Here is a 20127-nt window from a genome sequence, read left to right as displayed (position 1 = left end):
TCAGGCGCTCAGACGGACGGGCTGGCCATCCTGTTCGAGAAAGAACCGCCGCAGCAGGTTCTGGGCGACGCGCATCCGGTAGTCGGCCGAGGCGCGCCAGTCGCTGAGCGGGGCGAAATCTTCGGCCATGGCGCGGGCGGCAGCGGCAAAGCTGGCCTCGCTCCACGGCTGGCCCCGCAGCGCGGCCTCGGCCTTTCCGGCGCGTTTCGGGGTGGCCGCCATGCCGCCAAGCGCGATGCGGGCGCTCTGGATCACACCGCCCTCGACGGTGACGCTGATCCCGGCGGCGACGGCAGAGATGTCTTCGTCCCGGCGCTTGGAGATTTTATACGCCGCGCAGCGCGTGGCGGGCGATGGCAGCGGCACGCGGATGCTTTCGACGAACTCACCGGGGCGGCGGTCCTGCTTGCCGTAGTCGATAAAGAACGCTTCGAGCGGCAGAGTCCGGCGGGTTCGGCCATGGCGCAGCGTGACCTCGGCTCCAAGCGCGATCAGCACCGGGGGCGTGTCGCCGATGGGAGAGCCATTGGCGATATTGCCGCCGACCGTGCCCATGTTGCGCACCTGCCAGCCCGCGATACGGTCCCAGTATTCCTGAAGATGCGGCAGATGCTCGGCGATCAGCGGCTGCACTTCGGAATAGCTGACGCCTGCGCCAAGGGTGATCGCGCCGTCGGTGACCTCCACCGCTTTCAACGCGTCGAGATGGGCGATGAAGATCGCGGGCGAGATCGGGCGCAGGAACTTGGTGACCCAGAGGCCCACATCGGTCGACCCGGCAATCACCGTCGCCTGCGGATGCGCGGCATAGGCGTCGGCGAAATCATCCAGATCGGCGGGCAGGATCGCGCGGTCGCCATCGGGGCCGGTCTCAACCCGGCGTCCATCCTTGAGGGCCAGCAGGTCCGCCGCAACGCGCCCGCGCTCTTGCATCAGATGATCCGCCTCAGGCGTTCCGTATTCGCTCACCGCCACGGCGGCGCGGATGATCGGCGCGTAGCCGGTGCAGCGACAGAGGTTGCCCTGCAGTGCCGTCTCCACCTGCGCCTCGCTCGGTTGCGGGGTCTGCATCCAGAGCGCATAGAGCGACATGACGATGCCCGGCGTGCAAAAGCCGCATTGCGCGCCGTGATGCTCGACCATCGCCCGCTGCACCGGGTGCAGCGCGCCGTCCGGGCCCGAGAGGTGCTCGACCGTCACCACGTGGCAACCATCGAGCGAGGCGACGAAGCGGATGCAGGCGTTGACCGCCTCATACCGCAACGCGCCCTCATGCAGACGCCCGACCAGCACGGTGCAGGCCCCGCAGTCGCCCTCGGCGCAGCCTTCCTTGGTGCCGGTGAGGCGACGATCAAGCCGCAGGAAATCGAGCAGGGTCTGCGTCGCCGGAACCTGAGGCAGGCTCACGGTCCTTCCGTTGAGCAGAAAACGGATCTCGCTCCGGTGCGTCATGCATCCCTCCGTGGCTGAGCATGTGGCTGGGTTTACGGAGGGGGACGCTAGCAGCGCACACTCTCTCTGAATACGCGTGGTTTCGCCAAGGACTTTATACGGATTGTTGATAATAATCTGTCGCCCGCCGTAGTATGCCGGGGGCACGGAGGTCAGCCATGCAATATATCGAAAGCCTGCGGGTCTTTGTCCGGGTGGTCGAACTGGGCAGCATCACCTCGGGCGGGCGCGACCTGCGGTTGACGCCCGCGGTGGCCAGCAAGCGGATCAAGGAGCTTGAGAGCCGCCTTGGCGTGCGCCTGTTCAACCGCACCACACGCTCCATCAGCCCGACAGAAGTGGGGCGGGTGTTCTACGATCAGGCCAAGACGGTGCTGGCCTCGGTCGACGAGGCCGAAGCGGTGGTGGCCAATTTCTCGGAAACCCCGCGCGGGGCGGTGCGCGTGACCGCGCCGCTTGGCATCGGACGCCGGATCATCGCGCCGCTGGTGCCCGCCTTCACCGAGAAATACCCCGAGGTGCAGGTGCAGATGCGCCTGTCGGACCGGCAGGTCGACCTGATGGCAGAGCGGCTGGATGTGGCGTTTTTCCTAGGGGTGGCGAAGGATTCCAACTTCAAGCTGCGACAGATCTACGATTGCCCGCGCGTGCTTTGCGCAGCGCCTGCCTACCTCGAAAAGCGCGGCATGCCCGAAACGCCCGAGGACCTTCTAGGCGGGCGGCACAACTGCCTGTTGCTGCGCTACCCGCGCTCGCCCGAATACTTCTGGCAACTGAAGACCGAGACCGGGCTGCGCCGTCTTGAGGTCGCTGGCCGCTTCGATGCCGACGACGGCGATGTGCTGACCGCCTGGGCGCTGGAGGGGCATGGGATCGCCAATCGACCACGGCTCGAGGTGGCGCGCCACCTGGACAGCGGCGCGCTGGTCGAAGTGCTGCCCGCGACGCCGCCGCTGCCGTCGACCTTTGGCTGCCTCTTCCTGCACAGAAAGTTGCAGGACCCCAAAATCCGCCTCTTCGTCGACTTCATGGCCGAAGCTGCCCGCGAGCGGATCGCGGGGCTCGACAGCTGACCGCGCGCCAAAACTTGAAAATTTCTGCGCTTTGTCAGGCGGTTTCTTGCAGATCAATACCTGATTAAAATACACGGTATTGTAAGTTGACCAAACTTGTAGTGATTGGTAGCGCGAAGGAACGGCGCCTGCGGCGCCTCCCTGCATTGCAACGCCGGAGCATCGAGCATGACGACCCCCGAGCAAATTTGGCCCGAGAAACTGGCGCAAACCTACGTCGAAAAGGGCTATTGGCAGGGCGAAACCTTCGGCCAGATGCTCGACCGGCTGGCGCAGGCGTATCCCGATCGCATGGCCGTGATCGCTGGTGAGGCCCGTTGGAGCTATGCCGAACTGGCGCGCCGCGCCCAGATCGCTGCGGAGGGCTTTGCCGAGCTGGGACTGGAGCCGGGCGAGCGGGTGCTGCTGCAGATGCCGAACCGGGCCGAGTTCCTCGCCGCGGCCTTTGGCCTCTTCTATGCGGGGCTGATCCCGGTCTACGCGCTGCCCGCGCACCGCGAAACCGAGGTGCTGCATCTTGCCGCCAAATCCGGCGCGCGCGCCTATGTGGTCGCTGACCGGCATGACGGGTTCGACTATCTGCCGCTCGCCCGCCGCGTTCTGGCCGAGGTCGACGGCGTCGAGCATGTGATCGTTGCAGGCGATCCGGGCGAGTTCACCGCGTTTGACGCGCTGGGCGGGGAGGGGCTGAGCGCCCCGGTGCCGCGCGATCCGCAAGCGGTGGCCTTTCTGCAGATCTCCGGCGGCTCCACCGGCCTGCCGAAGCTGATCCCGCGCACCCATGACGATTATCTCTACAGCGTCCGCGCCTCGGCCGAGATCTGCGGGCTGAGCGAGCGCAGCGTCTATCTCTGCGCGCTGCCCGCGGCGCATAACTTCCCGATGAGTTCGCCCGGCTATCTAGGCGTGCTGCATGTGGGCGGCACCGTGGTCATGAGCCCGAATCCGCAGCCCGACGTCGCCTTCCGGCTGATTGCCGAACATGGCGTGACGATCACCGGCCTTGTGCCGCCGCTGGCGCTGCTGTGGATGCAGGCCGCGCCGCGCAGCAACCACGATTTGTCGAGCCTTGAGGTGCTGGGCGTCGGCGGCGCGAAATTCATCCCCGAGGCGGCGGCGAAAGTGCGCCCGGTGCTGGGCTGCACGCTGCAGCAGGTCTTTGGCATGGCCGAGGGGCTGGTGAATTACACCCGGCTCGACGATCCCGAAGAGATCATCATCAACACCCAAGGCCGCCCGATCAGCCCCGATGACGAGGTGCTGGTGCTCGACGACGACGGCAAGCCGGTGCCCGAGGGCGAGCCCGGCAATCTCTACACCCGCGGGCCCTACACGATCCGCGGCTACCACGCCGAGCCTTCGGCCAACGCCCGCAGCTTCACCCCCGACGGCTTTTATCGCACCGGCGATGTGGTGCGGCGTCTGCCCGGCGGATATCTCGAGGTGCGGGGCCGCGCTGGCGATCACATCAACCGCGCGGGCGAGAAGATCTCTGCCGAAGAGGTCGAAGATCACCTGATCGCCCATGAGGGCGTCTTTGACGCCGCCGTGGTGTCGCTGCCCGACAAGTTCCTTGGCGAGAAGACCTGCGCTTTCGTGGTGCGCGCGGAAGCGGGGAACGTGCAGTCCAAAGACCTCAAGGCCTTTGTCCGCGGTCGCGGCATCGCCGAGTTCAAGGTGCCCGACCAGATCGTCTTTGTGCCCGAGTTCCAGACCACCGCCGTGGGCAAGGTCAGCCGCAAGGCGCTGCGCGCGGCGCTGAAAGACAACTACCTGAACAAAGGAGACGCCGCATGAGCCTCAGCAAGGACAAGATGCGCGCCGATATCGCCGAAGCGCTGGAGATCGCCCCCGAAGAGATCACCGATGAGGCCAACCTCTTCGATCTGGGGCTCGATTCCATGCGACTGATGTCGCTGGTGATGACATGGCAGGACGAGGGCGAAGAGGGCGATCTTTCGGAGATTTGGGAGCATCAGACCTTCGGCGCATGGTGGGGCGTGGTCGCCGCGCAGCGCGCGGGGGCCTGATATGGGGGCCGCGGCGCAGGCCTTCCCGCTGACCGAGGCGCAGGAGGGGCTTTGGTACGCGCAGGCGCTCGACCGCGCGAACCCGATCTTCAACTGCGGGCAGTATATCGAACTTTGCGGCCCGCTCGATGTCGCCCGATTTACCCGCGCTTTTGATGCCGCTGTCGCGCAGACACCGGCGCTGCGTCTGCGCTTCGGCATGGTGGAGGGCGCGCCCCGGCAATGGCTGGCCGAGCAGGGGCCGCGGCTCGAAGTGGTCGATCTTTCGGCGCAGGGCGATCCGGCCGGTGAGGCGATGGCGCGGATGCAGGCCGACAGTGGCCGCGCCATCGATCTCGCTGCCGATCAGGCCGGGCATTTCGCGCTCTACCTGCTTGGGCCGGACCGGGCCTTCTGGTACGAGCGGATTCACCATCTGGCCACCGACGGTTTTGGCATTGTGCTGCTGACCAACCGGGTGGGCGAGGTCTATTCCGCCGAGACGCTGGGCAAGCCCGCGCCCTCCGCCTTTCCGGGGCTGGAGCCGGTGCTCGAGGATGCGGACGCCTATCGTGCCTCGGACCGGCGCGCCGAGGATGGGGCCTTCTGGCGCGGCGAGATGCGCGGGCTGGAAACCGTCGCTGGGCCCGCCGAGGGCCGCGCCGTGACCTCCACCCGTTTCGACCGCGCGCGGCTCGATCTGCCGCCCGAGGTCTGCACCGCGCTGAAGGCGCGCGCCAAATCCGCTGGCGTTGGCTGGCCCGATGCGCTGACCGTGCTGAGCGCGGCCTATTTCTCGCGCGTTTCGGGCAGCGGCGAGCGGGTCTTTGGCCTGCCGTTCATGGCCCGCATGGGCTCCAAGGCCGCCCGCGTGCCCTGCATGTGGATGAACGTGCTGCCCTACCGCTGCGCGCCGGACGAGGATGCGCCGCTTGAGGGCCTTCTGAAGGCAGAGGCACAGCGCCTTGCCGCGCTGCGCAAGCATGGCCGCTACCGCTCGGAACAGCTGCGCCGCGACCTGCGCCGCACCGCCATCGACGCGCGGCTCTACGGGCCGATGATCAACGTGCAGCCCTTCGACATGCCGCCGCGCTTTGCAGGACTCAAAGCACATCTGCACATCCTCGGCGCGGGAGCGGTTGATGACATCACCGCCACCTTCCGCGGCGACGCGACCACCTCGCTGTCGCTGGAGATCGACAGCAATCCGGCGCTCTACACCGCTGAAGACGCCCGCGCGCATCTGCACCGGCTGGCGGCGTTCCTCACCGCCGCGCTTGCGGCGGAAACGCTCGCCGAGGTGCCGACGCTGACCGCGTCCGAGCAGCACTGGGCGGTGCATCAGGTCAACGCCACGGACCATCCGCTGCCCGAGACCACGCTGACCGCGCTCATCACCGCGCAGATGGCAGCGACGCCGGAGGCGCCCGCCGTGGTCTTCGAGGACCGGACGCTTAGCTATGCCGAGCTGGACCGCCGGTCCGCCGCACTGGCCGCCGCGCTGCGCGCGCGCGGCGCGGGACCGGGCAAGGTGGTGGGTGTGGCGCTGCCGCGCTCGGAGCATCTGGCGGTGGCGCTGGTGGCGATCCTGCGCGCCGGGGCCGCCTATGTGCCGCTCGACCCCGAGAACCCGGCGCCGCGCCTTGCCGCGCTGATTGAGCGCACGGGCGCGGTGGCGCTGCTGGCGGAACGTGGTCTCGACGCGGGCGGCATGGCGCCCTTCGCGCCCGAAGACTGGCCCGCGACCGGCGCAACGCCCGAGCCCGGCATCACCCCGGATGATCTGGCCTATATTCTCTTCACCTCCGGCTCCACCGGCGAGCCCAAGGGGGTGATGATCGAGCACCGCGCCATCGTGAACCGGCTGTTGTGGATGCGCGATCACTATGGCTTTGGGCTCAGCGACCGGATTTTGCAGAAGACCCCCACCACCTTTGATGTGTCGGTCTGGGAGCTGTTCCTGCCCTTCCTCTGCGGCGCGACGCAGGTCTTTGCCGCGCCCGGAGCGCATCGCGACCCGTCGGCCATCGCCCGGCTGGTGCGCCGCGAGGCGATCACCACGATGCATTTCGTGCCCTCGATGCTCTCGGCCTTCCTCGAAGCCCCGGCCTCCGAAGGTCTGGCGCTGACCCGCGTGTTCTGCTCGGGCGAGGCGCTGACCGCCGAGCATCGCGAGCGCTTCCATGCACGGATCAGCGCCCAGCTTCACAACCTCTACGGCCCGACCGAGGCGGCGGTGGATGTCACCTATTGGGACGCCGCGCCGGAGGATCGCAGCGCGCCGCTGCCGATCGGCTTTCCGGTCTGGAACACCCGCGTTCAGGTGCTGGACGGGCGCATGCGCCCGGTGCCACCGGGCGTGCATGGGCAGCTTTACTTGGGTGGCGTGCAACTGGCGCGCGGCTATCTGGCGCGGCCCGACCTGACCGAAGAGCGGTTCATCCCCGATCCCTTCCGCCCCGGCGAGCGGCTCTATGCCACCGGCGATGTGGCCTACCTGCGCCCCGATGGCGCGGTGGTCTACGCCGGGCGCGCCGATCATCAGGTGAAAATCCGCGGCATGCGGATCGAGCCAGGAGAGATCGAGGCGGCGATCAAGCAAACCGGCCTCGTGCGCGACGCCGTGGTGCTGGCCCGCAGCGATGGCGGTGCCGAGCCGCGGCTGGTGGCCTATGTGCTCGCCGCGCCCGGTTTCGACAGCGCGCCGCTGCTCGCCGAGCTGGCCACCGCGCTGCCCGCGCATATGGTGCCCTCTGCGGTTGTCACGCTGGACAGCTGGCCGATGACCACCTCGGGCAAGCTCGACCGCAAGGCGCTGCCCGCGCCGCTGCTGGAGATGCCGCAGGGCGCGCCGCCGGTCGGTCCGGTCGAAGAGCGCCTCGCCGCGCTCTACCGCGAAGTGCTGCATCTGCCCGACACGCCGAGCCGCGAGGCGGATTTCTTTGACCTTGGCGGCGACAGCCTGACCGCGCTGACGCTGAGTTTCCGCATCGAGGCCACCTTCGGGCAGGATCCGGGGCTGGGGCAGATCTTCGAGACGCCGGGGCTGGCGCAGCTGGCCCGCGCGCTAGAGATGGCCGACACCGCCCGCGCCGGTCTGGCGCCGCTGCTGCCGCTGGCGGGCGGCGAGGGCGCGCCGCTCTTCATCCTGCATCCGGCAGGAGGGCTTGGCTGGGGCTACCGGCGGCTGGCACGGGCGCTGACCGAGCCCCGTCCGGTCTACGCGCTGCAATCGCCGCTGCTGACCGGTGAGCCGCTGCCGGGCAGCCTGCGCAGCCTTGCCGCCGATTATGCCGAGCGGATCGCGGCGCAGGCCCCTCACGGGATGATCCACCTCGCCGGTTGGTCGGTGGGCGGCATCCTCGCGCAGGAAGTGGCGGTGGAGCTTTCGGCACGCGGACGCGCGGTCGGGCTGGTGGCGATGCTCGACTCCTATCCGGCGGAATGTTGGCAGGCAGAGCCCGAACTCACCGACGCCGAGGCGCTGCGTGCGCTCTTGGCCATCGCCGGGCATGACCCCGACAGCCACCCGGAGCTCGACAGCCGGGCGGCGGTGGTGGGCTTCCTCAAGCAGGGCGGCACGCCGCTCGGCAGTCTGCCCGATGGCGTGCTCGACGCGGTGGTGCAACTGGTCACCGGCACCAACAGGCTGATCCGGGGTCACGAGCAGCGCCACTATGGCGGGCGCGTGCTGCATGTGCGTGCCGCGCGTGATCATGCCGGGCGCGATCTGCACGCGGGTCTGTGGCAGCCGCATGTCGCGGCGGTCGATACGCTCGACCTGCCGCTGCTGCACCCCGAGATGGTCTCGCAGGTGGCGGCAGAGCGGCTCGGACCGGAGTTTTCGGCCCGTATGGCCGAGGCCGAGGAGGCCGCATGTGTCCCGGATGCGCGCCGCGCCTGAGCTCAGGCGCGGGCGGCCAGCGCCAGCGTGCCCGGCAGCGAAGCGGGCAGCGAAGCGATATGCACAGCGCCGGGAAAGACCTGCGCGCTGATCTCCAGCCCGGCGGGGGTGCCGCGCAGCCGCTCGATCATCCGCAGGGTCGGCGGCGGCGGCCCGTCGGGCTGCGCACCAGCGCTGCCGGTGCGTTTCTCGCGGTCGCCGACGCCGAAATGCAGCGCCCGCGCAGGGCCATCGGTGATCTCGCGCGTGTCGATCAGCCGGGTCACCAAAGCCTCGTCCCACCAGACCGAGGGGCTGATCGCGGCGTAGCGGGCAAAGGCGCCGGGCACGCTCAGCGCGGTATACAGCGTGAAGAGCCCGCCGAAGCTGTGCCCCCAGAGCGTGCGGCGCGCTGCGTCCACGGGCAGGCCCTGCTCGATCTCTGTGCGGATGCCGCCGGTCAGCCGGTCAAGGAACCGCTCGCCGCCGCCCGCCATGCGCTCGGTGTGATGCGGGTCGGGCCTCGGCCTGGCGCCCGGCGTCTCGGGCGGCGAATAGTCAAAGATGCGATGGGCGCGGGCGAATTGCTTGTCGGTGTCATAGCCGATGCCGACGACGATCAGCCCCGGAACCGCTTCGAGCAGTGCGGGCGTCAGGAAATCGAAGGCTGCATTGCCATCAAGCATATAGAGGATCGGCCAGCCGCCCGCGGGCGCCGGGGCCTTGGGCAGCGCGAGAAAGACGCGCGTCGCCGGAGCCTCTTCGGCCTCGGGGCCGCAGGTCTCGCGCGGCAGCACCCGGCTGCTCAGCACATGGGAAGAGACCGGAGTCGCAAGGATTTGCAGCGTGGCTGCCTGTCCGCGATGCGGCGGCAGGGAGGGCTGAGGGGCAGGGTCGCGCATGACATTCCGCTCGCGGGCTTATTAGTTGACAATACCACTCAAGTAATTTCCCTTGGCGCCGGCTGCAATGGCCGATCGCGCTGAAGAAAGGACCCCCATGACACTGAGTCTCAGGCATCCTCGCATTTTTCGGGGGGGATGGCTCCCAGCTCTGTTTCTGGCTCTCGTGCCACTGCTGACGCTTCTGGCACTGCCGGCGCAGGCCGAGATCCGGGTGACGGATATCGCCGGGCGCGAGGTGGTTCTGGATGCGCCCGCGAAGCGCATCGTGCTGGGCGAGGGGCGGCATCTTGCGGTGCTGGGGATGCTGCACGACGATCCGGTGTCGCTGCTCGCCGGCTGGCGGCAGGACAAGGGGCTCGACCCGGCCACCTATGACGCCTATCTCGCCAAGTTTCCGGCGCTGAAGGATGTGGCGCCGGTGGGGGCGGGCAACCGGCTGCTCTCGGTCGAGAGGACCATCGCGTTGATGCCCGATCTGGTGCTGCTGAGCGTGATGGATGCGGCCGCGCCGCAGATGGAGATGCCGCTGCGCCAGCTTCAGGCGGCTGGTATCCCCGTGGCCTTTGTCGATTTCTTCACCGCGCCGCTCGAGAACACGCTGCCCAGCCTGCGGCTCATCGGCACGCTGACCGGGGCCGAGGCGCGGGCCGAGGAGTTCGCCGCCTTCTACGAGGAGCATCTGGGCGCGATCCGCGCAAAGCTGAAGGCCGCCCAGCCCGAGCCGCCGCGCGTCTTCATCCATGTGCACGCCGCGCCGACCAATTGCTGCGCCACCGTCGGGCCGGGCGTGTTTGACGAATTCGTCGAGGCGGCGGGCGGCTACAACATCGGCCGCGACAGCGTGCCGGGGGTGATGGGCAACGTCGGGCTCGAGAACCTTCTGGCGGCTGATCCGGACGTCTATCTCGCCACGGGCGGTGCCCATATGCAGGCGCGCGGCGGGCTGGTGCTGGGCGCGGGCATCGACGAAGCCACCGCGCAGGCAAGCTTTGCGCAGCTGCTCGCAGCACCCGGCTTTGCCGATCTGCGCGCGGTCTCCGAAGGGCACGCCATCGGCATCTGGCATCTGTTCAACGATTTCCCGGCGCATATCGCGCTCATCGAGGCGCTGGCCAAACGCTTCCACCCAGAGCTTTTCGCCGATCTCGATCCCAAGGCCACCATGGCCGAATTCGAAGCGCGGTTCTCGCCCGTCGATATGACCGGAAGCTATTGGATCGAAAGCGAATGACCGCGATCGAGACCATTCTGGCCGAGCAGTCCCGGCGCAGCCAGCGGCGGGTGCTGCTGGTGGTGCTGCTGGGGCTGGGGGCGCTGGCCTCGGTGCTGCTCGATCTGGTGTCGGGCCCCTCTGGCCTGCCGCTCGATCAGGTGCTGCGCGCGCTGACCGGGCTGGGCGAGGTGCCCAAGGCGGCGGAGGTGATCGTCTGGCAGGTGCGCCTGCCGGTGGCGGTCATGGCGCTGTTGGTGGGCGCCGCGCTGTCGCTCTCGGGGGCCGAGATGCAGACCGTGCTCGACAACCCGCTGGCCGAGCCCTTCACGCTGGGCATTTCGGCTTCGGCGGCGCTTGGCGCGGGCGTCGCCATCGTGCTCGGCCTTGCGATCCCCGGCATTCCGGCGCTCTGGGCCGTCTCGGGCAACGCCTTTCTCTTTGCGCTGCTGGCGCTGGGGCTGCTGCAACTGGCCTCGGCCCTGCGCGGCGGCGGCTCCGAGGTGGTGATCCTGCTTGGCATCGCGGTCAACTTCACCGCCGCGGCGCTGCTGGCGCTGGTGCAATTCGTCGCCTCCCCCGACGCGCTGCAACAACTGGTGTTCTGGACCATGGGCAGCCTCGTCAACGCGCGATGGGAGGGCATCGCGGTGCTGGCGCTGGTGCTGGCCGCCTGCCTGCCGTTTTCGCTGGCCGCCTCGTGGCGGCTGACCGCGCTGCGGCTTGGCAATGATCAGGCGCAGGGCTTTGGCCTCGACGTGGCGCACCTGCGGCGCTGGACGCTGGTGCGGGTGAGCCTGCTGGCCGCCGCTTCGGTCTCGATGGTCGGGGTGATCGGCTTCGTCGGCCTTGCCGGGCCGCATATCGCGCGCATGGCGGTGGGCGAGGATCACCGCTTCCTGCTGCCTGCGAGCCTCTTCACCGGGGCGCTGCTGATGTCGCTGGCCTCGGTCGCCTCGAAACTGCTGGTGCCGGGCATCCTGCTGCCGGTGGGCATCGTGACCTCGCTGGTCGGCCTGCCGGTGTTCTTCGCCCTCGTGCTGCGGAAGGACATGCGATGAGCCTCGAGATCAAGGGCCTTTCGGTGGCGCGCGGCGCGCGCAAGGTGATCGACGGGCTGACGCTGCCGCCCTTTGCCATGGGCGACTTCGCGGTGATCGCCGGGCCCAACGCCGCCGGCAAGTCCACGCTTCTGCGGGCCATCGCCGGGCTGCTGCCTTCGAGCGGCGAGATCACGCTGGAAGGGCAAGCGCTGCACGGACTTTCCCGCGCCGAACAGGCCAAGCGCGTCGGCTTCATGCCGCAGACGCTGGAAAGCCGCTCGGCGCTTTCGGTGCTCGACAGCCTGATGGTTGCGATGAATGCGGGCGGCGGTCTGACCGGGCGCACGCTGCGCGGCCCGGCGGCGGCACGCCACGCGCTGGAGGTGCTGGAGCGTTTCGGGCTGTCCGATCTGGCGATGCGCCCGATGGCGGCGCTCTCGGGCGGGCAGCGGCAGGCGGTGGGTCTGGCGCAGGCGATGATCCGCGATCCGCAGCTTCTGCTGCTCGATGAGCCGACCTCGGCGCTTGATCTGGCGCGGCAATTCCACCTGCTGTCAGAGGCGCGCAAGCTGGCGCGCGAGGGGCGCATCGTGATCGCGGTGCTGCACGATCTGGCGCTGGCGGCGCAATGGGCCGACCGGGTGGTGCTGCTTGAGGGCGGCGCGCTGCACGCGGCGGGCGCGCCTTCGGAGGTGCTGACGCCGGACAGCCTGTCGCGGGTCTACGGCATCGACGCGCGGGTCGAACGCTGCTCGGAAGGGCGCGTCATGGTCATGGTAGACGGGCTCTCGGGCCCCTAAATTTCTCGGAGATATTAGACACATGCAATTGCTCGACAGTGAAACGCGCTATGGCGCCATCTCGCGGCTGCTGCACTGGGCGCTGGCGGCGCTGATCCTCTGGCAGTTCCTTGGCATGGGATTGAAGCTGCTCTTTGGACGCAACGGGTTCACCGGATTTTTCGTCGGCACGCACCAAAGCGTGGGCTTCGTGATCTTCTTGCTGGTGGTGCTGCGGGTGGTCTGGGCGATCCTGAGCCGTAAGCGCCGTCCGTCGCATGGCGAGGGCGCTCTGGGCAAGGCGGCAGCGGCGGGGCATGGGGTGCTCTATCTGCTGATGCTGGCGATCCCGACGCTGGCGCTGCTGCGGGCATGGGGCGGCACCCGCGGCTTTGCCCCTTTCGGGACGCAGATTTTCGCCCCGCGTGAGGCGGAACTGGCTTGGGCCACGGCCCCGGGCAACTTGCTGCACGGCGAGCTTGGCTGGGTCATGGCCGTGGTGATCGCCGGTCACATCGCCATGGTCGCGCTGCACGAAGGGCTCTGGCGCGATGGCACGCTGCGCCGCATGGCGGGCCGCGGCTGAGACCTGGCGCGGGGCGCCGCCACATGGCGATGCCCCGCGCGGCCTATCAAAGCTTGGCTGCCTCGGCCTCGAGCCGTTCCAGTACCGGCGTTTTGACCCGCCATTCGCTATACCACGCGTCGACGGCGCCACTGAAATAGCTGCGGTCCACCGATCGAACCGGGAAACCCGCCTCTTCGATCTTCGCGCGGTAGATCGCGTCGATTTCCTCATAGGTCGCGCGCAACTCTTCCAGCGTCTCTGCCACCGCGCCGTCGATCAGCGCGCGGTCCTCATGCGACAGCGTCGCCCATCGCCGCCCAGACCCCACGGCGATCATCGGGAAGATCATGTGATCCGAGGCCAGCATCTCGGAGGCATGTTCGAAATAGCGGCTGTTCCACGTGCCTTCGAAGTCGATCTGCATGCCGTCGATCTGGCCGTTGGCCAGCGCATCGTAAAGCGCGGGCAGCGGTAGGGGCGTCGGCGCGGCCCCGACGCGGCGCCAGAAGTCCAGCTCTTGCGCCAGCGGCACGGTGCGGATCTTGCGTCCCTGCAGCGCCTCCCCGGCCGGAGCCGGTTCGCGCAGCAGCACCTGCCGCATCCCCGCCATGCCAAAGCCCAGCCCGACCAGCCCCAGCCGCCCGGCTTTGGCCAGCAGTTCCTGCGCCGTGGCGCCTGCCAGCAAGCGCCGCGCCTGACCCATATCGCGCACCAGATAGGGCGCGGTGAGCGCGCCGAACTGCGCGTTGCGGTTCGACAGCTCGCCCAGCGTCAGGAAGGCCATATCAAGCGCGCCTGCCTGCAACTGCTGCAGCATCTGCGCCTCGCTGCCCAGCTGACCCGCCGCATGTACCGACAGCGCAATCCGCCCGCCGCTGGCCTCTGCCAGCCGCGCGGCCAGCGCCTCGGCGCTTTTGCTCCATTGGTGGCTCGGCGGGGTAATCAGCCCGATCCGCAGCGTGCCGGGACCGGCCAGCGCAGGCAGGGCAGGGGCGGCGCTCAGCGCGCTGCCCGCAATGGCGGTTTTCACGAACGTACGACGGTCCATGGGGGGTCCTCCTAGATGGTCAGCAGCGGCCAGATCGACACGGCGATCAGCACCGCGAAAGCGGCTGCGAGAAAGGGTATCAGCCGCGCGGCGATGCGTCCGGCGGGCTCGCCCGAAAGGCTCGCCGCGGCGAAGAGCCCGGCACCGACGGGCGGCGTCAGCAGGCCAAGCGACAGGTTCATGCAGATCACCAGCCCCAGATGCACCGGATCGAGCCCGTATTGCCCTGTCCCCAGCGGCAGCAGCACTGGCACCGTCAGCAGCAGCGCCGGGATCGGGTCCATCACCATGCCCACGCCGAGCAGCAGCAGGTTCAGCAGCAGCAGGAAGACAAGCGGGCTCTCGGTGCTGGCGGAAAGCCAGCTGCCCAGCTGCGCCGGGATGCCCGCATAGGCCAGCACCCACGCCAGAAGCTGCGCGCAGGCCACCAGAAACAGCACCACCGCCGCCCCGAGCGCCGCGCGGATGAACAGTCCCGGCAGATCCGAAAGGGTGATCTCGCGGTAGACAAAAAGCCCCAGCCCCAATGCCAGCAGTGCCGCCAGCCCGCCAGCTTCGGTCGGTGTGGCAAACCCGCAGAGGATCGAGACCACGACAAAGAGCGGGATCAGCAGCGCAGGCAGCGCCTCGCGCAGCACCCGCGCCCTTTCATTGTTCCCCAAATACGCAGCTTCCACCTCGCCAGAGGCGGCATTGCCTGCCGCTCCTCCCGGCCATGGCACCCGCCGCGCCCGCCAGTAGATCACGCCGAAGAACGCCAGCCCCATCAGCGCGCCGGGGACCAGCCCGGCGACAAAGAGATCGCCAATCGGCACCTGCGCGATCACCCCGTAGAGGATGAACAGCATGGACGGAGGGATCACCGGCGCCAGCATCGCACCCGCGGCGGTGAGCGCCACGGCGTCGGCGCGCGGATAGCCCGCGCGGACCATCTGCGGCACCGCCATACGGCTCATCACCGTCAGCTGGGCGACGGTCGAGCCAAGGATCGCGGCAAGCATGACGTTGGCGATGAGGCTCACATAGGCCAGACCGCCGCGCACCGGCCCGACCAGCAGCCCGGCCAGCGCGATCAGCCGCCGTCCCGAGCCGCCCGCGTTCATCGCCTCGCCCAGCAGAATGAAGAGCGGCAGCGCCAGCAGGCCATAGCTCTCGATCCCGGCGATGAATTGCTGCGGCAGGCTGGCAAAAAGGATCATGTCGCCGCGCAGGACGATCAGCAGCACCGCGCTCAGCGCCAGCGCCGCCGCGATCGGCACGGCAAGGGTCAGCATTCCGGCAAAGGCAAAGACGGGGATCATTGCGGGGTCTCTCCGCGCAGGTCCATGGCCAGCAGCAGCGCGGCGTGCAGCGTGCCGCCAAGGGTGAAGAGCGGCAGTACCAGCCAGATCCAGATCTTGCGGATGCCCAGCGTCTGCGTCGGTTCGAGGTAAAGAAAGTTGAAGCTCGCATCCGCCAGCGCCTGCGCCGAACCGGCGGCGAGCAGCCCCGGCAGATCGAACCAGCGCCAGACCACAAGCCCGAGCCCGGCAAAGCCCGCCAGCAGCAGCGCATCCACCAGCACCCGCAGGGCTGCGGTGCCGCGGCGGCCAAGGCGCTCGGGCAGGAAGGTCAGCGCCATATGTCCGCGGCGGCCAAACAGCGCCGCAGCGCCGAGAAAGCCCGACCAGACCATCGCAGCCACCGCCGCCTCATCGGCCCAGATCAGCGGCGTGCCAAGGCTGCGCGCCACAGCGCCAGCACAGCTGATCAACAGCACCGCCGCGAGCATGAGCCCTGCGAGCCCGGCCTCGAGCCGGGCCAGACGTGCGTTCATCGTGGCAAGACGCGGCGGGCGGTCGGCGCAGCAGGAAGAAAGGGTTTGGGCGAGGGGCATCAGGGCTCGGGTCGGCAATCATCAAAAGAAACGCGCGGGCGTTGCGGGCGGTATCGCGCGCATAGATGAGCGTTTCAATCAAGTTTTGCCGTGGCGTCAGACTGATCCCCGGTATCCCGGTCAAGTTGTGGTGAACCGGTGACAAATCCCCGGGCGTGGCAGGCCGATGTCCCCGACGTCAGTGCGCAAAAACCTCGGCGGCGAGCGCGCGGGCCAGATCCGCATCCACCGGCGCACCATTGAGCAGCCGGTACCAGAAGGCGCCGTGGATCATCTGCGACAGGATCAGCGGATCACGCCCCGCGGCAAGCTCGCCGCGCGCTTGCGCCCGGCGCAGCAGGTCGGTGACGATCGCTTCGCGTGGCGCCACAAACCGCGTGTGCAGCGCCGCGCGGAACCCGTCGTCTTCCTGAGCGGCGGCGATCAGCGCGCAGAGCGTGTCGCCATCCTCGGTGAGATGCGCGAAGACCTGCGCGAGGAAGGCTTCGAGCTGCGCGGCAGAGCTGCTGGTTTCGTCCGCAGCCGGGAAAGCGACATTGCGCCCGGCTTCCTCGAACACCGCGTCGAGCACCAGATCGGCCTTGGTGTTCCAGCGATTGTAGAGCGTCTGTCGCGCCACCCCGGCGGCCTGCGCAATGGCGGCGATCGACATCTTCGCATAGCCGCGTTCCCGCACGAGGCGCAGCGCCGCCGCCTTCAACGCGCGGCCCGCTTCCTCGTCGCGCGGTCTGCCGCCCTGCCTTGCCTCGTCCGACATGCACATCCTCCTGTCTGCAGCCGCACAGACCGACCGCATTGATTTATGGACTGCAGTCTACTAAGTGCTTTCTAGACTCAAGTCCATTATTCAGCCGGCGCCGGAGCGGGCGTTCATAACAGATCGGAAAATTCGCCATGCAGCAACCGCAGCCCGCAAGCTCTCCACCCATTTCGCTCAGCCAAGGCCGCCGCACCGCGATCACCGCGACGCTGGCGCTGCTGTCGATCTTTCCGCCGCTTGCGACCGACATGTATCTTGCCGCCATGGGCGATATCGCCGAGGCCTTCGGCACCAGCCATTCCACCATCGAACTGTCGCTGTCGCTGTTCTTTCTGGGGCTCTGCCTTGGTCAGCTGGTGATGGGGCCGCTGCTTGATGCCTATGGGCGCAAGGGCCCGCTGCTGGCGGGCGTCGCGCTCTTCTCGGGCTGTTCGGTGGCGCTGCTCATGGTCGAGGACATCGCGGTCTTCAACGCGCTGCGGCTGCTGCAGGCGGTCGGGGCCTGCGCGGGCATGGTGGTGGGCCGCGCGGTGGTCAACGATCTTTACGAGGGGCGACAGGCGGCCAAGGCGATGACCGTTCTGGTCATGCTGATGACCCTCGGGCCGATCGTGTCGCCGACGCTGGGCAGTCTGCTGCTCGAAGGCTTTGGCTGGCGTGCGATCTTCGTGGCGATGGTGCTGGTGGGTCTGCTGGCGCTTGCACTCTCGGCGCTGGTGATCCCCGAAACGCTGCCGCGCGAGCGCCGGGTCTCGGCGCCGTTCCGCAGCGCCGCCCGCACCGCGGGTCATCTGCTGTCGCGGCGTGAGTTCGTCGTCCCGGCGCTGGTCGCGGGGCTGATCCAAGGCGGCATGTTCGCCTTCATCACCGGCTCGTCGGGCGTGTTCCAGGGCGTCTTCGGGCTCAGCTCGCTGTCTTACGGCCTGCTCTTCGCGGCGATTGCGGCGGCGCTTTTCCTGTCGGGTCAGCTCAACAACAAGCTGCTCGACCGGTTCGATCCGGCCCGCATCATGGCGGCGGGACTGCCGGTCTACGCGCTGGCGGGGCTGGCGCTGGTCGTGCTGTCGGGCACCGAGGCGCTGTGGGTTTTCGTGGCGCCGCTGTGGCTGGCGATCGGCATGGTCGGCCTGCTGAGCGCCAACGCCATGGCGATCACCATGGGCGCGGCGCGCGAGGGCGCGGGCATCGGCTCGGCGCTGCTTGGGGCGATCCAGTTCGGCTTGGCCTTCTCGGTGTCGTCCTGCGTGGCACTCGGGGGCAGCGGGACGCCCTTGCCGATGGCGCTGGGGCTGCTGGTGCCTGCGTCGCTGGCGTGGCTGCTGTGGACGGTCGGGCGCCGGGGGCAGGGTGCCGAAGCGGAGATGGTCGAGGCCTGAGCGCTTACGCGTTTGGTCTGGGCCGGTTCCGGCTCAGACCTTTTCCGCCCGCGCGGCCAGCGCCGAGACAAGCGCGGCGACCTGTCCCGCGTTGTCCTTGGCCGGGCTGCCATCGGGGCGCTCGATGTTGTTCTCAAAACCGATCCGCATGCCGCCGCCCAGCTCGGTCGCGCGCAGCAGGCAGGCCTCTTCGGTGCGCCCGAAGGCGCAGGCGGCCCATTGCACACCCTGCGGCAGCGCCTTTGCCGCGCGCAGGAAACCATCGAGGTCTTCGGGCTGCGCCAGTGTCGGCGGCGCGTAGCGGCCAAGAACGAAGAGCACCTGCCGGGGCGGCGGGATCAGACCGTCGCTTGCCAGATGCGCCAGACGTGTCACCTGCTCGGGGGCATAAAGGATGTGCTGAAGGGCGATGCCCTCGGCGTCGGTCTCTGCATAGAAGCGCTGCGCCTCGGCGTCCGGGCCGGGATCGGGCCACATCTCGCGCAGGGCGACCGAGACACCCTCGGGCCTCAGCGCGCGCACCAAAGCGCGCTGCGCCTCGGGGCTGTAGAGCCCGACCGCCTCGGTGGTGATCTGGACCGGCATGTCGGGCACTGCGCGCGCCATCTCTGCCAGCAGTTCGCGGTAGAGCCCGGCGTCGAGTACGTGTTTGGCCTCGGCGTCGCGCACATGGGCGTGCAGCGCCTCGGCACCGGCGGCGAAAGCGTCCTTCGCCGCAGCGACGATCTGCGGGATCGTCTCGGGCAGGGCGGGGTGGTCGGCGCGCGTGCGGCGCGCGCCGTTGGGGGCCAGCATGATGCGCGGCAGATGTGCCAACCGGCTCATGCGGCGATGGCCCGGTCGATGGCGCGGCTCAGTTTGCCGACCAACTCGCCGATCTGATCCTCGGAGATGATGAAGGGCGGCGCCAGCAGCACGTGATCACCATGCTTGCCGTCGAGCGTGCCGCCCGCCGGGTAGCAGATCAGCCCCTCGTCCATGGCGAATTTCTTCACCTTGCCGTTGATCTTCAGCGCCGGGTCGAAGGGGGTCTTGCTGGCACGGTCCTCGACCAGTTCGACGCCGCGGAAAAGGCCGCGCCCGCGGATATCGCCCACATGCGGATGCTGGCCGAGCGCCTCGGTCAGCGCCGCCTGCAGAGAGGCGCCCCGGCTGCGCACCTGCGTCAGCAGATCACGCTCCAGAATGGCGGTGAGCACGGCGCGCCCGGCGGCGGCGGCAAGCGGGTGGCCGTGGTAGGTGTGGCCGTGCTGGAACGCGCCCGAGCCTTCGGCGATGGCATTGTAGATAGCCGAACTGCAGAGCATGGCCCCGATCGGCATGTAGCCCGCGCCAAGGCCCTTGGCGATGGTCACGATGTCGGGCGAGACCCCATCCTGCTCGCAGGCAAACAGCGTGCCGGTGCGGCCCATGCCGCACATCACCTCGTCGAGGATCAGCAGCACGCCGTGGCGGTCGCAGATCTCGCGGATGCGCTTGAAATACCCCTCGACAGCCGGAACCGCGCCCGCCGTGGCACCCACCACCGGCTCGGCGATGAAGGCCATGACCGACTCTGCCCCGAGGCGCTCGATCTCCGCCTCCAGCTCATCGGCAGCGCGTAGCCCGTAGGCCTCGGCGCTCTCGCCGTCTTCGCGCAGGCGGTACTCATAGCAGGGCGCGATATGCGAGGTCTCGACCAGCAGCGGCGCGTATTTCTCGCGCCGCCATGCGTTGCCTCCGGCGGCCAGCGCCCCGAGCGTGTTGCCGTGATAGCTCTGGCGGCGGGCGATCACCCGGTGGCGCTGCGGCTGGCCGGTCTCGAGGAAATACTGCCGCGCGAGCTTGATCGCCGCCTCAACCGCCTCCGACCCGCCCGACAGCAGGTAGACCTTGTCGATCCCCTGCGGCGCGTTCTGGATCAGCAGATCGGCCAGCCCTTCGGCGGGCTCGGAGGTGAAAAAGCCGCTGTGGGCAAAGGCCAGCTGGTCGAGCTGTGCATGGATCGCGGCCCGCACGTCCAGGTCGGAATGCCCGAGGCAGGACACCGCCGCGCCGCCCGAGCCGTCGAGATAGGCGCGGCCCTCCGCGTCGTGGATATAGCATCCCTCGCCGCGCACCGCCAAAGGCAGCTGCGCGTTCGAGCGTCCGAAGACATGTCCCATT

Annotated in this window: 17 protein-coding genes; 9 read left to right on the top strand and 8 right to left on the bottom strand. The window is 68.7% G+C overall.

The window, feature by feature from the left end:
* The gene (gene xdhA, locus G0A00_RS05600; RefSeq protein ID WP_164179217.1) at positions 1-1452 is read right to left on the bottom strand and encodes a xanthine dehydrogenase small subunit; all 1452 of its coding nucleotides are present in this window, start codon (positions 1450-1452) and stop codon (positions 1-3) included.
* A 158-nt stretch (positions 1453-1610) separates the two neighbouring features.
* Between xdhA and G0A00_RS05595 the strand changes: the two genes are divergently transcribed.
* The 4 genes from G0A00_RS05595 (at position 1611) to G0A00_RS05580 (ending at position 8438) form a co-directional block, all read left to right on the top strand.
* Complete coding sequence (locus G0A00_RS05595) at positions 1611-2525, top strand: LysR family transcriptional regulator (protein WP_164179215.1); 915 nt, start codon at positions 1611-1613, stop codon at positions 2523-2525.
* 168 nt (positions 2526-2693) lie between these two features.
* The gene (locus G0A00_RS05590; RefSeq protein WP_164179213.1) at positions 2694-4322 is read left to right on the top strand and encodes a (2,3-dihydroxybenzoyl)adenylate synthase; all 1629 of its coding nucleotides are present in this window, start codon (positions 2694-2696) and stop codon (positions 4320-4322) included.
* Positions 4319-4555: a phosphopantetheine-binding protein gene (locus tag G0A00_RS05585; protein ID WP_066108181.1), complete on the top strand. Its 237-nt coding sequence runs from the start codon at positions 4319-4321 to the stop codon at positions 4553-4555. The genes G0A00_RS05590 and G0A00_RS05585 overlap by 4 nt, the downstream gene beginning before the upstream one ends.
* Position 4556: 1 nt before the next feature.
* The gene (locus tag G0A00_RS05580; RefSeq protein ID WP_164179211.1) at positions 4557-8438 is read left to right on the top strand and encodes a non-ribosomal peptide synthetase; all 3882 of its coding nucleotides are present in this window, start codon (positions 4557-4559) and stop codon (positions 8436-8438) included.
* Between the two features lie 2 nt (positions 8439-8440).
* Here the strand turns inward: G0A00_RS05580 and G0A00_RS05575 are convergent, their stop codons facing one another.
* Positions 8441-9319: an alpha/beta hydrolase gene (locus G0A00_RS05575; protein WP_164179209.1), complete on the bottom strand. Its 879-nt coding sequence runs from the start codon at positions 9317-9319 to the stop codon at positions 8441-8443.
* A 166-nt stretch (positions 9320-9485) separates the two neighbouring features.
* Here G0A00_RS05575 and G0A00_RS05570 point away from each other — a divergent pair, with 166 nt between their 5' ends.
* The 4 genes from G0A00_RS05570 to G0A00_RS05555 are packed head-to-tail and all read left to right on the top strand — an operon-like array spanning position 9486 to position 12940.
* Positions 9486-10553, top strand: coding sequence for an ABC transporter substrate-binding protein (locus G0A00_RS05570; protein WP_368667665.1), 1068 nt, complete (start codon positions 9486-9488; stop codon positions 10551-10553).
* Complete coding sequence (locus G0A00_RS05565) at positions 10550-11593, top strand: iron ABC transporter permease (RefSeq protein WP_066108170.1); 1044 nt, start codon at positions 10550-10552, stop codon at positions 11591-11593. The genes G0A00_RS05570 and G0A00_RS05565 overlap by 4 nt, the downstream gene beginning before the upstream one ends.
* Positions 11590-12375, top strand: coding sequence for an ABC transporter ATP-binding protein (locus G0A00_RS05560; protein WP_164179205.1), 786 nt, complete (start codon positions 11590-11592; stop codon positions 12373-12375). The genes G0A00_RS05565 and G0A00_RS05560 overlap by 4 nt, the downstream gene beginning before the upstream one ends.
* Positions 12376-12397: 22 nt before the next feature.
* The gene (locus G0A00_RS05555; RefSeq protein WP_164179204.1) at positions 12398-12940 is read left to right on the top strand and encodes a cytochrome b; all 543 of its coding nucleotides are present in this window, start codon (positions 12398-12400) and stop codon (positions 12938-12940) included.
* A gap of 46 nt (positions 12941-12986) precedes the next feature.
* Here G0A00_RS05555 and G0A00_RS05550 read toward each other — a convergent pair whose 3' ends face one another.
* From G0A00_RS05550 to G0A00_RS05535, 4 genes are all read right to left on the bottom strand, one after another.
* Entirely contained in the window at positions 12987-13970 is a 984-nt protein-coding gene (locus tag G0A00_RS05550; protein ID WP_164179202.1) for a TRAP transporter substrate-binding protein, read from the bottom strand.
* Between the two features lie 11 nt (positions 13971-13981).
* Entirely contained in the window at positions 13982-15271 is a 1290-nt protein-coding gene (locus tag G0A00_RS05545) for a TRAP transporter large permease (RefSeq protein ID WP_164179200.1), read from the bottom strand.
* Positions 15268-15846: a TRAP transporter small permease gene (locus tag G0A00_RS05540; protein ID WP_164179198.1), complete on the bottom strand. Its 579-nt coding sequence runs from the start codon at positions 15844-15846 to the stop codon at positions 15268-15270. The genes G0A00_RS05545 and G0A00_RS05540 overlap by 4 nt, the downstream gene beginning before the upstream one ends.
* Before the next feature lie 178 nt (positions 15847-16024).
* The gene (locus G0A00_RS05535; RefSeq protein ID WP_164179196.1) at positions 16025-16603 is read right to left on the bottom strand and encodes a TetR-like C-terminal domain-containing protein; all 579 of its coding nucleotides are present in this window, start codon (positions 16601-16603) and stop codon (positions 16025-16027) included.
* 137 nt (positions 16604-16740) lie between these two features.
* Between G0A00_RS05535 and G0A00_RS05530 the strand changes: the two genes are divergently transcribed.
* Positions 16741-17982: a multidrug effflux MFS transporter gene (locus G0A00_RS05530; RefSeq protein WP_164179194.1), complete on the top strand. Its 1242-nt coding sequence runs from the start codon at positions 16741-16743 to the stop codon at positions 17980-17982.
* 33 nt (positions 17983-18015) lie between these two features.
* On the opposite strand, the gene G0A00_RS05525 is transcribed toward G0A00_RS05530, so the two are convergent.
* Together G0A00_RS05525 and G0A00_RS05520 are read right to left on the bottom strand one after the other, a co-directional pair.
* Positions 18016-18807: a 3-keto-5-aminohexanoate cleavage protein gene (locus G0A00_RS05525; protein ID WP_368667664.1), complete on the bottom strand. Its 792-nt coding sequence runs from the start codon at positions 18805-18807 to the stop codon at positions 18016-18018.
* Positions 18804-20126: an aspartate aminotransferase family protein gene (locus G0A00_RS05520; protein WP_164179192.1), complete on the bottom strand. Its 1323-nt coding sequence runs from the start codon at positions 20124-20126 to the stop codon at positions 18804-18806. The genes G0A00_RS05525 and G0A00_RS05520 overlap by 4 nt, the downstream gene beginning before the upstream one ends.
* Position 20127: the final 1 nt, after the last annotated feature.

The organism is Salipiger sp. PrR002 (assembly GCF_010500775.1).
Classification (GTDB): domain Bacteria; phylum Pseudomonadota; class Alphaproteobacteria; order Rhodobacterales; family Rhodobacteraceae; genus Salipiger.
This window is presented reverse-complemented; position numbering and strand designations above follow the sequence as displayed.

What these genes read in the sequence shown, in the direction of transcription:
- G0A00_RS05550 (WP_164179202.1), bottom strand. Translation starts at nt 13,970, where the DNA reads ATGGACCGTCGTACGTTCGTGAAAACCGCCATTGCGGGCAGCGCGCTG.
- G0A00_RS05535 (WP_164179196.1), bottom strand. Translation starts at nt 16,603, where the DNA reads ATGTCGGACGAGGCAAGGCAGGGCGGCAGACCGCGCGACGAGGAAGCG.
- G0A00_RS05590 (WP_164179213.1), top strand. Translation starts at nt 2,694, where the DNA reads ATGACGACCCCCGAGCAAATTTGGCCCGAGAAACTGGCGCAAACCTAC.
- G0A00_RS05585 (WP_066108181.1), top strand. Translation starts at nt 4,319, where the DNA reads ATGAGCCTCAGCAAGGACAAGATGCGCGCCGATATCGCCGAAGCGCTG.
- G0A00_RS05520 (WP_164179192.1), bottom strand. Translation starts at nt 20,126, where the DNA reads ATGGGACATGTCTTCGGACGCTCGAACGCGCAGCTGCCTTTGGCGGTG.
- G0A00_RS05580 (WP_164179211.1), top strand. Translation starts at nt 4,557, where the DNA reads ATGGGGGCCGCGGCGCAGGCCTTCCCGCTGACCGAGGCGCAGGAGGGG.
- G0A00_RS05560 (WP_164179205.1), top strand. Translation starts at nt 11,590, where the DNA reads ATGAGCCTCGAGATCAAGGGCCTTTCGGTGGCGCGCGGCGCGCGCAAG.
- G0A00_RS05545 (WP_164179200.1), bottom strand. Translation starts at nt 15,271, where the DNA reads ATGATCCCCGTCTTTGCCTTTGCCGGAATGCTGACCCTTGCCGTGCCG.
- G0A00_RS05525 (WP_368667664.1), bottom strand. Translation starts at nt 18,807, where the DNA reads ATGAGCCGGTTGGCACATCTGCCGCGCATCATGCTGGCCCCCAACGGC.
- G0A00_RS05565 (WP_066108170.1), top strand. Translation starts at nt 10,550, where the DNA reads ATGACCGCGATCGAGACCATTCTGGCCGAGCAGTCCCGGCGCAGCCAG.
- xdhA (WP_164179217.1), bottom strand. Translation starts at nt 1,452, where the DNA reads ATGACGCACCGGAGCGAGATCCGTTTTCTGCTCAACGGAAGGACCGTG.
- G0A00_RS05555 (WP_164179204.1), top strand. Translation starts at nt 12,398, where the DNA reads ATGCAATTGCTCGACAGTGAAACGCGCTATGGCGCCATCTCGCGGCTG.
- G0A00_RS05575 (WP_164179209.1), bottom strand. Translation starts at nt 9,319, where the DNA reads ATGCGCGACCCTGCCCCTCAGCCCTCCCTGCCGCCGCATCGCGGACAG.
- G0A00_RS05595 (WP_164179215.1), top strand. Translation starts at nt 1,611, where the DNA reads ATGCAATATATCGAAAGCCTGCGGGTCTTTGTCCGGGTGGTCGAACTG.
- G0A00_RS05530 (WP_164179194.1), top strand. Translation starts at nt 16,741, where the DNA reads ATGCAGCAACCGCAGCCCGCAAGCTCTCCACCCATTTCGCTCAGCCAA.
- G0A00_RS05540 (WP_164179198.1), bottom strand. Translation starts at nt 15,846, where the DNA reads ATGCCCCTCGCCCAAACCCTTTCTTCCTGCTGCGCCGACCGCCCGCCG.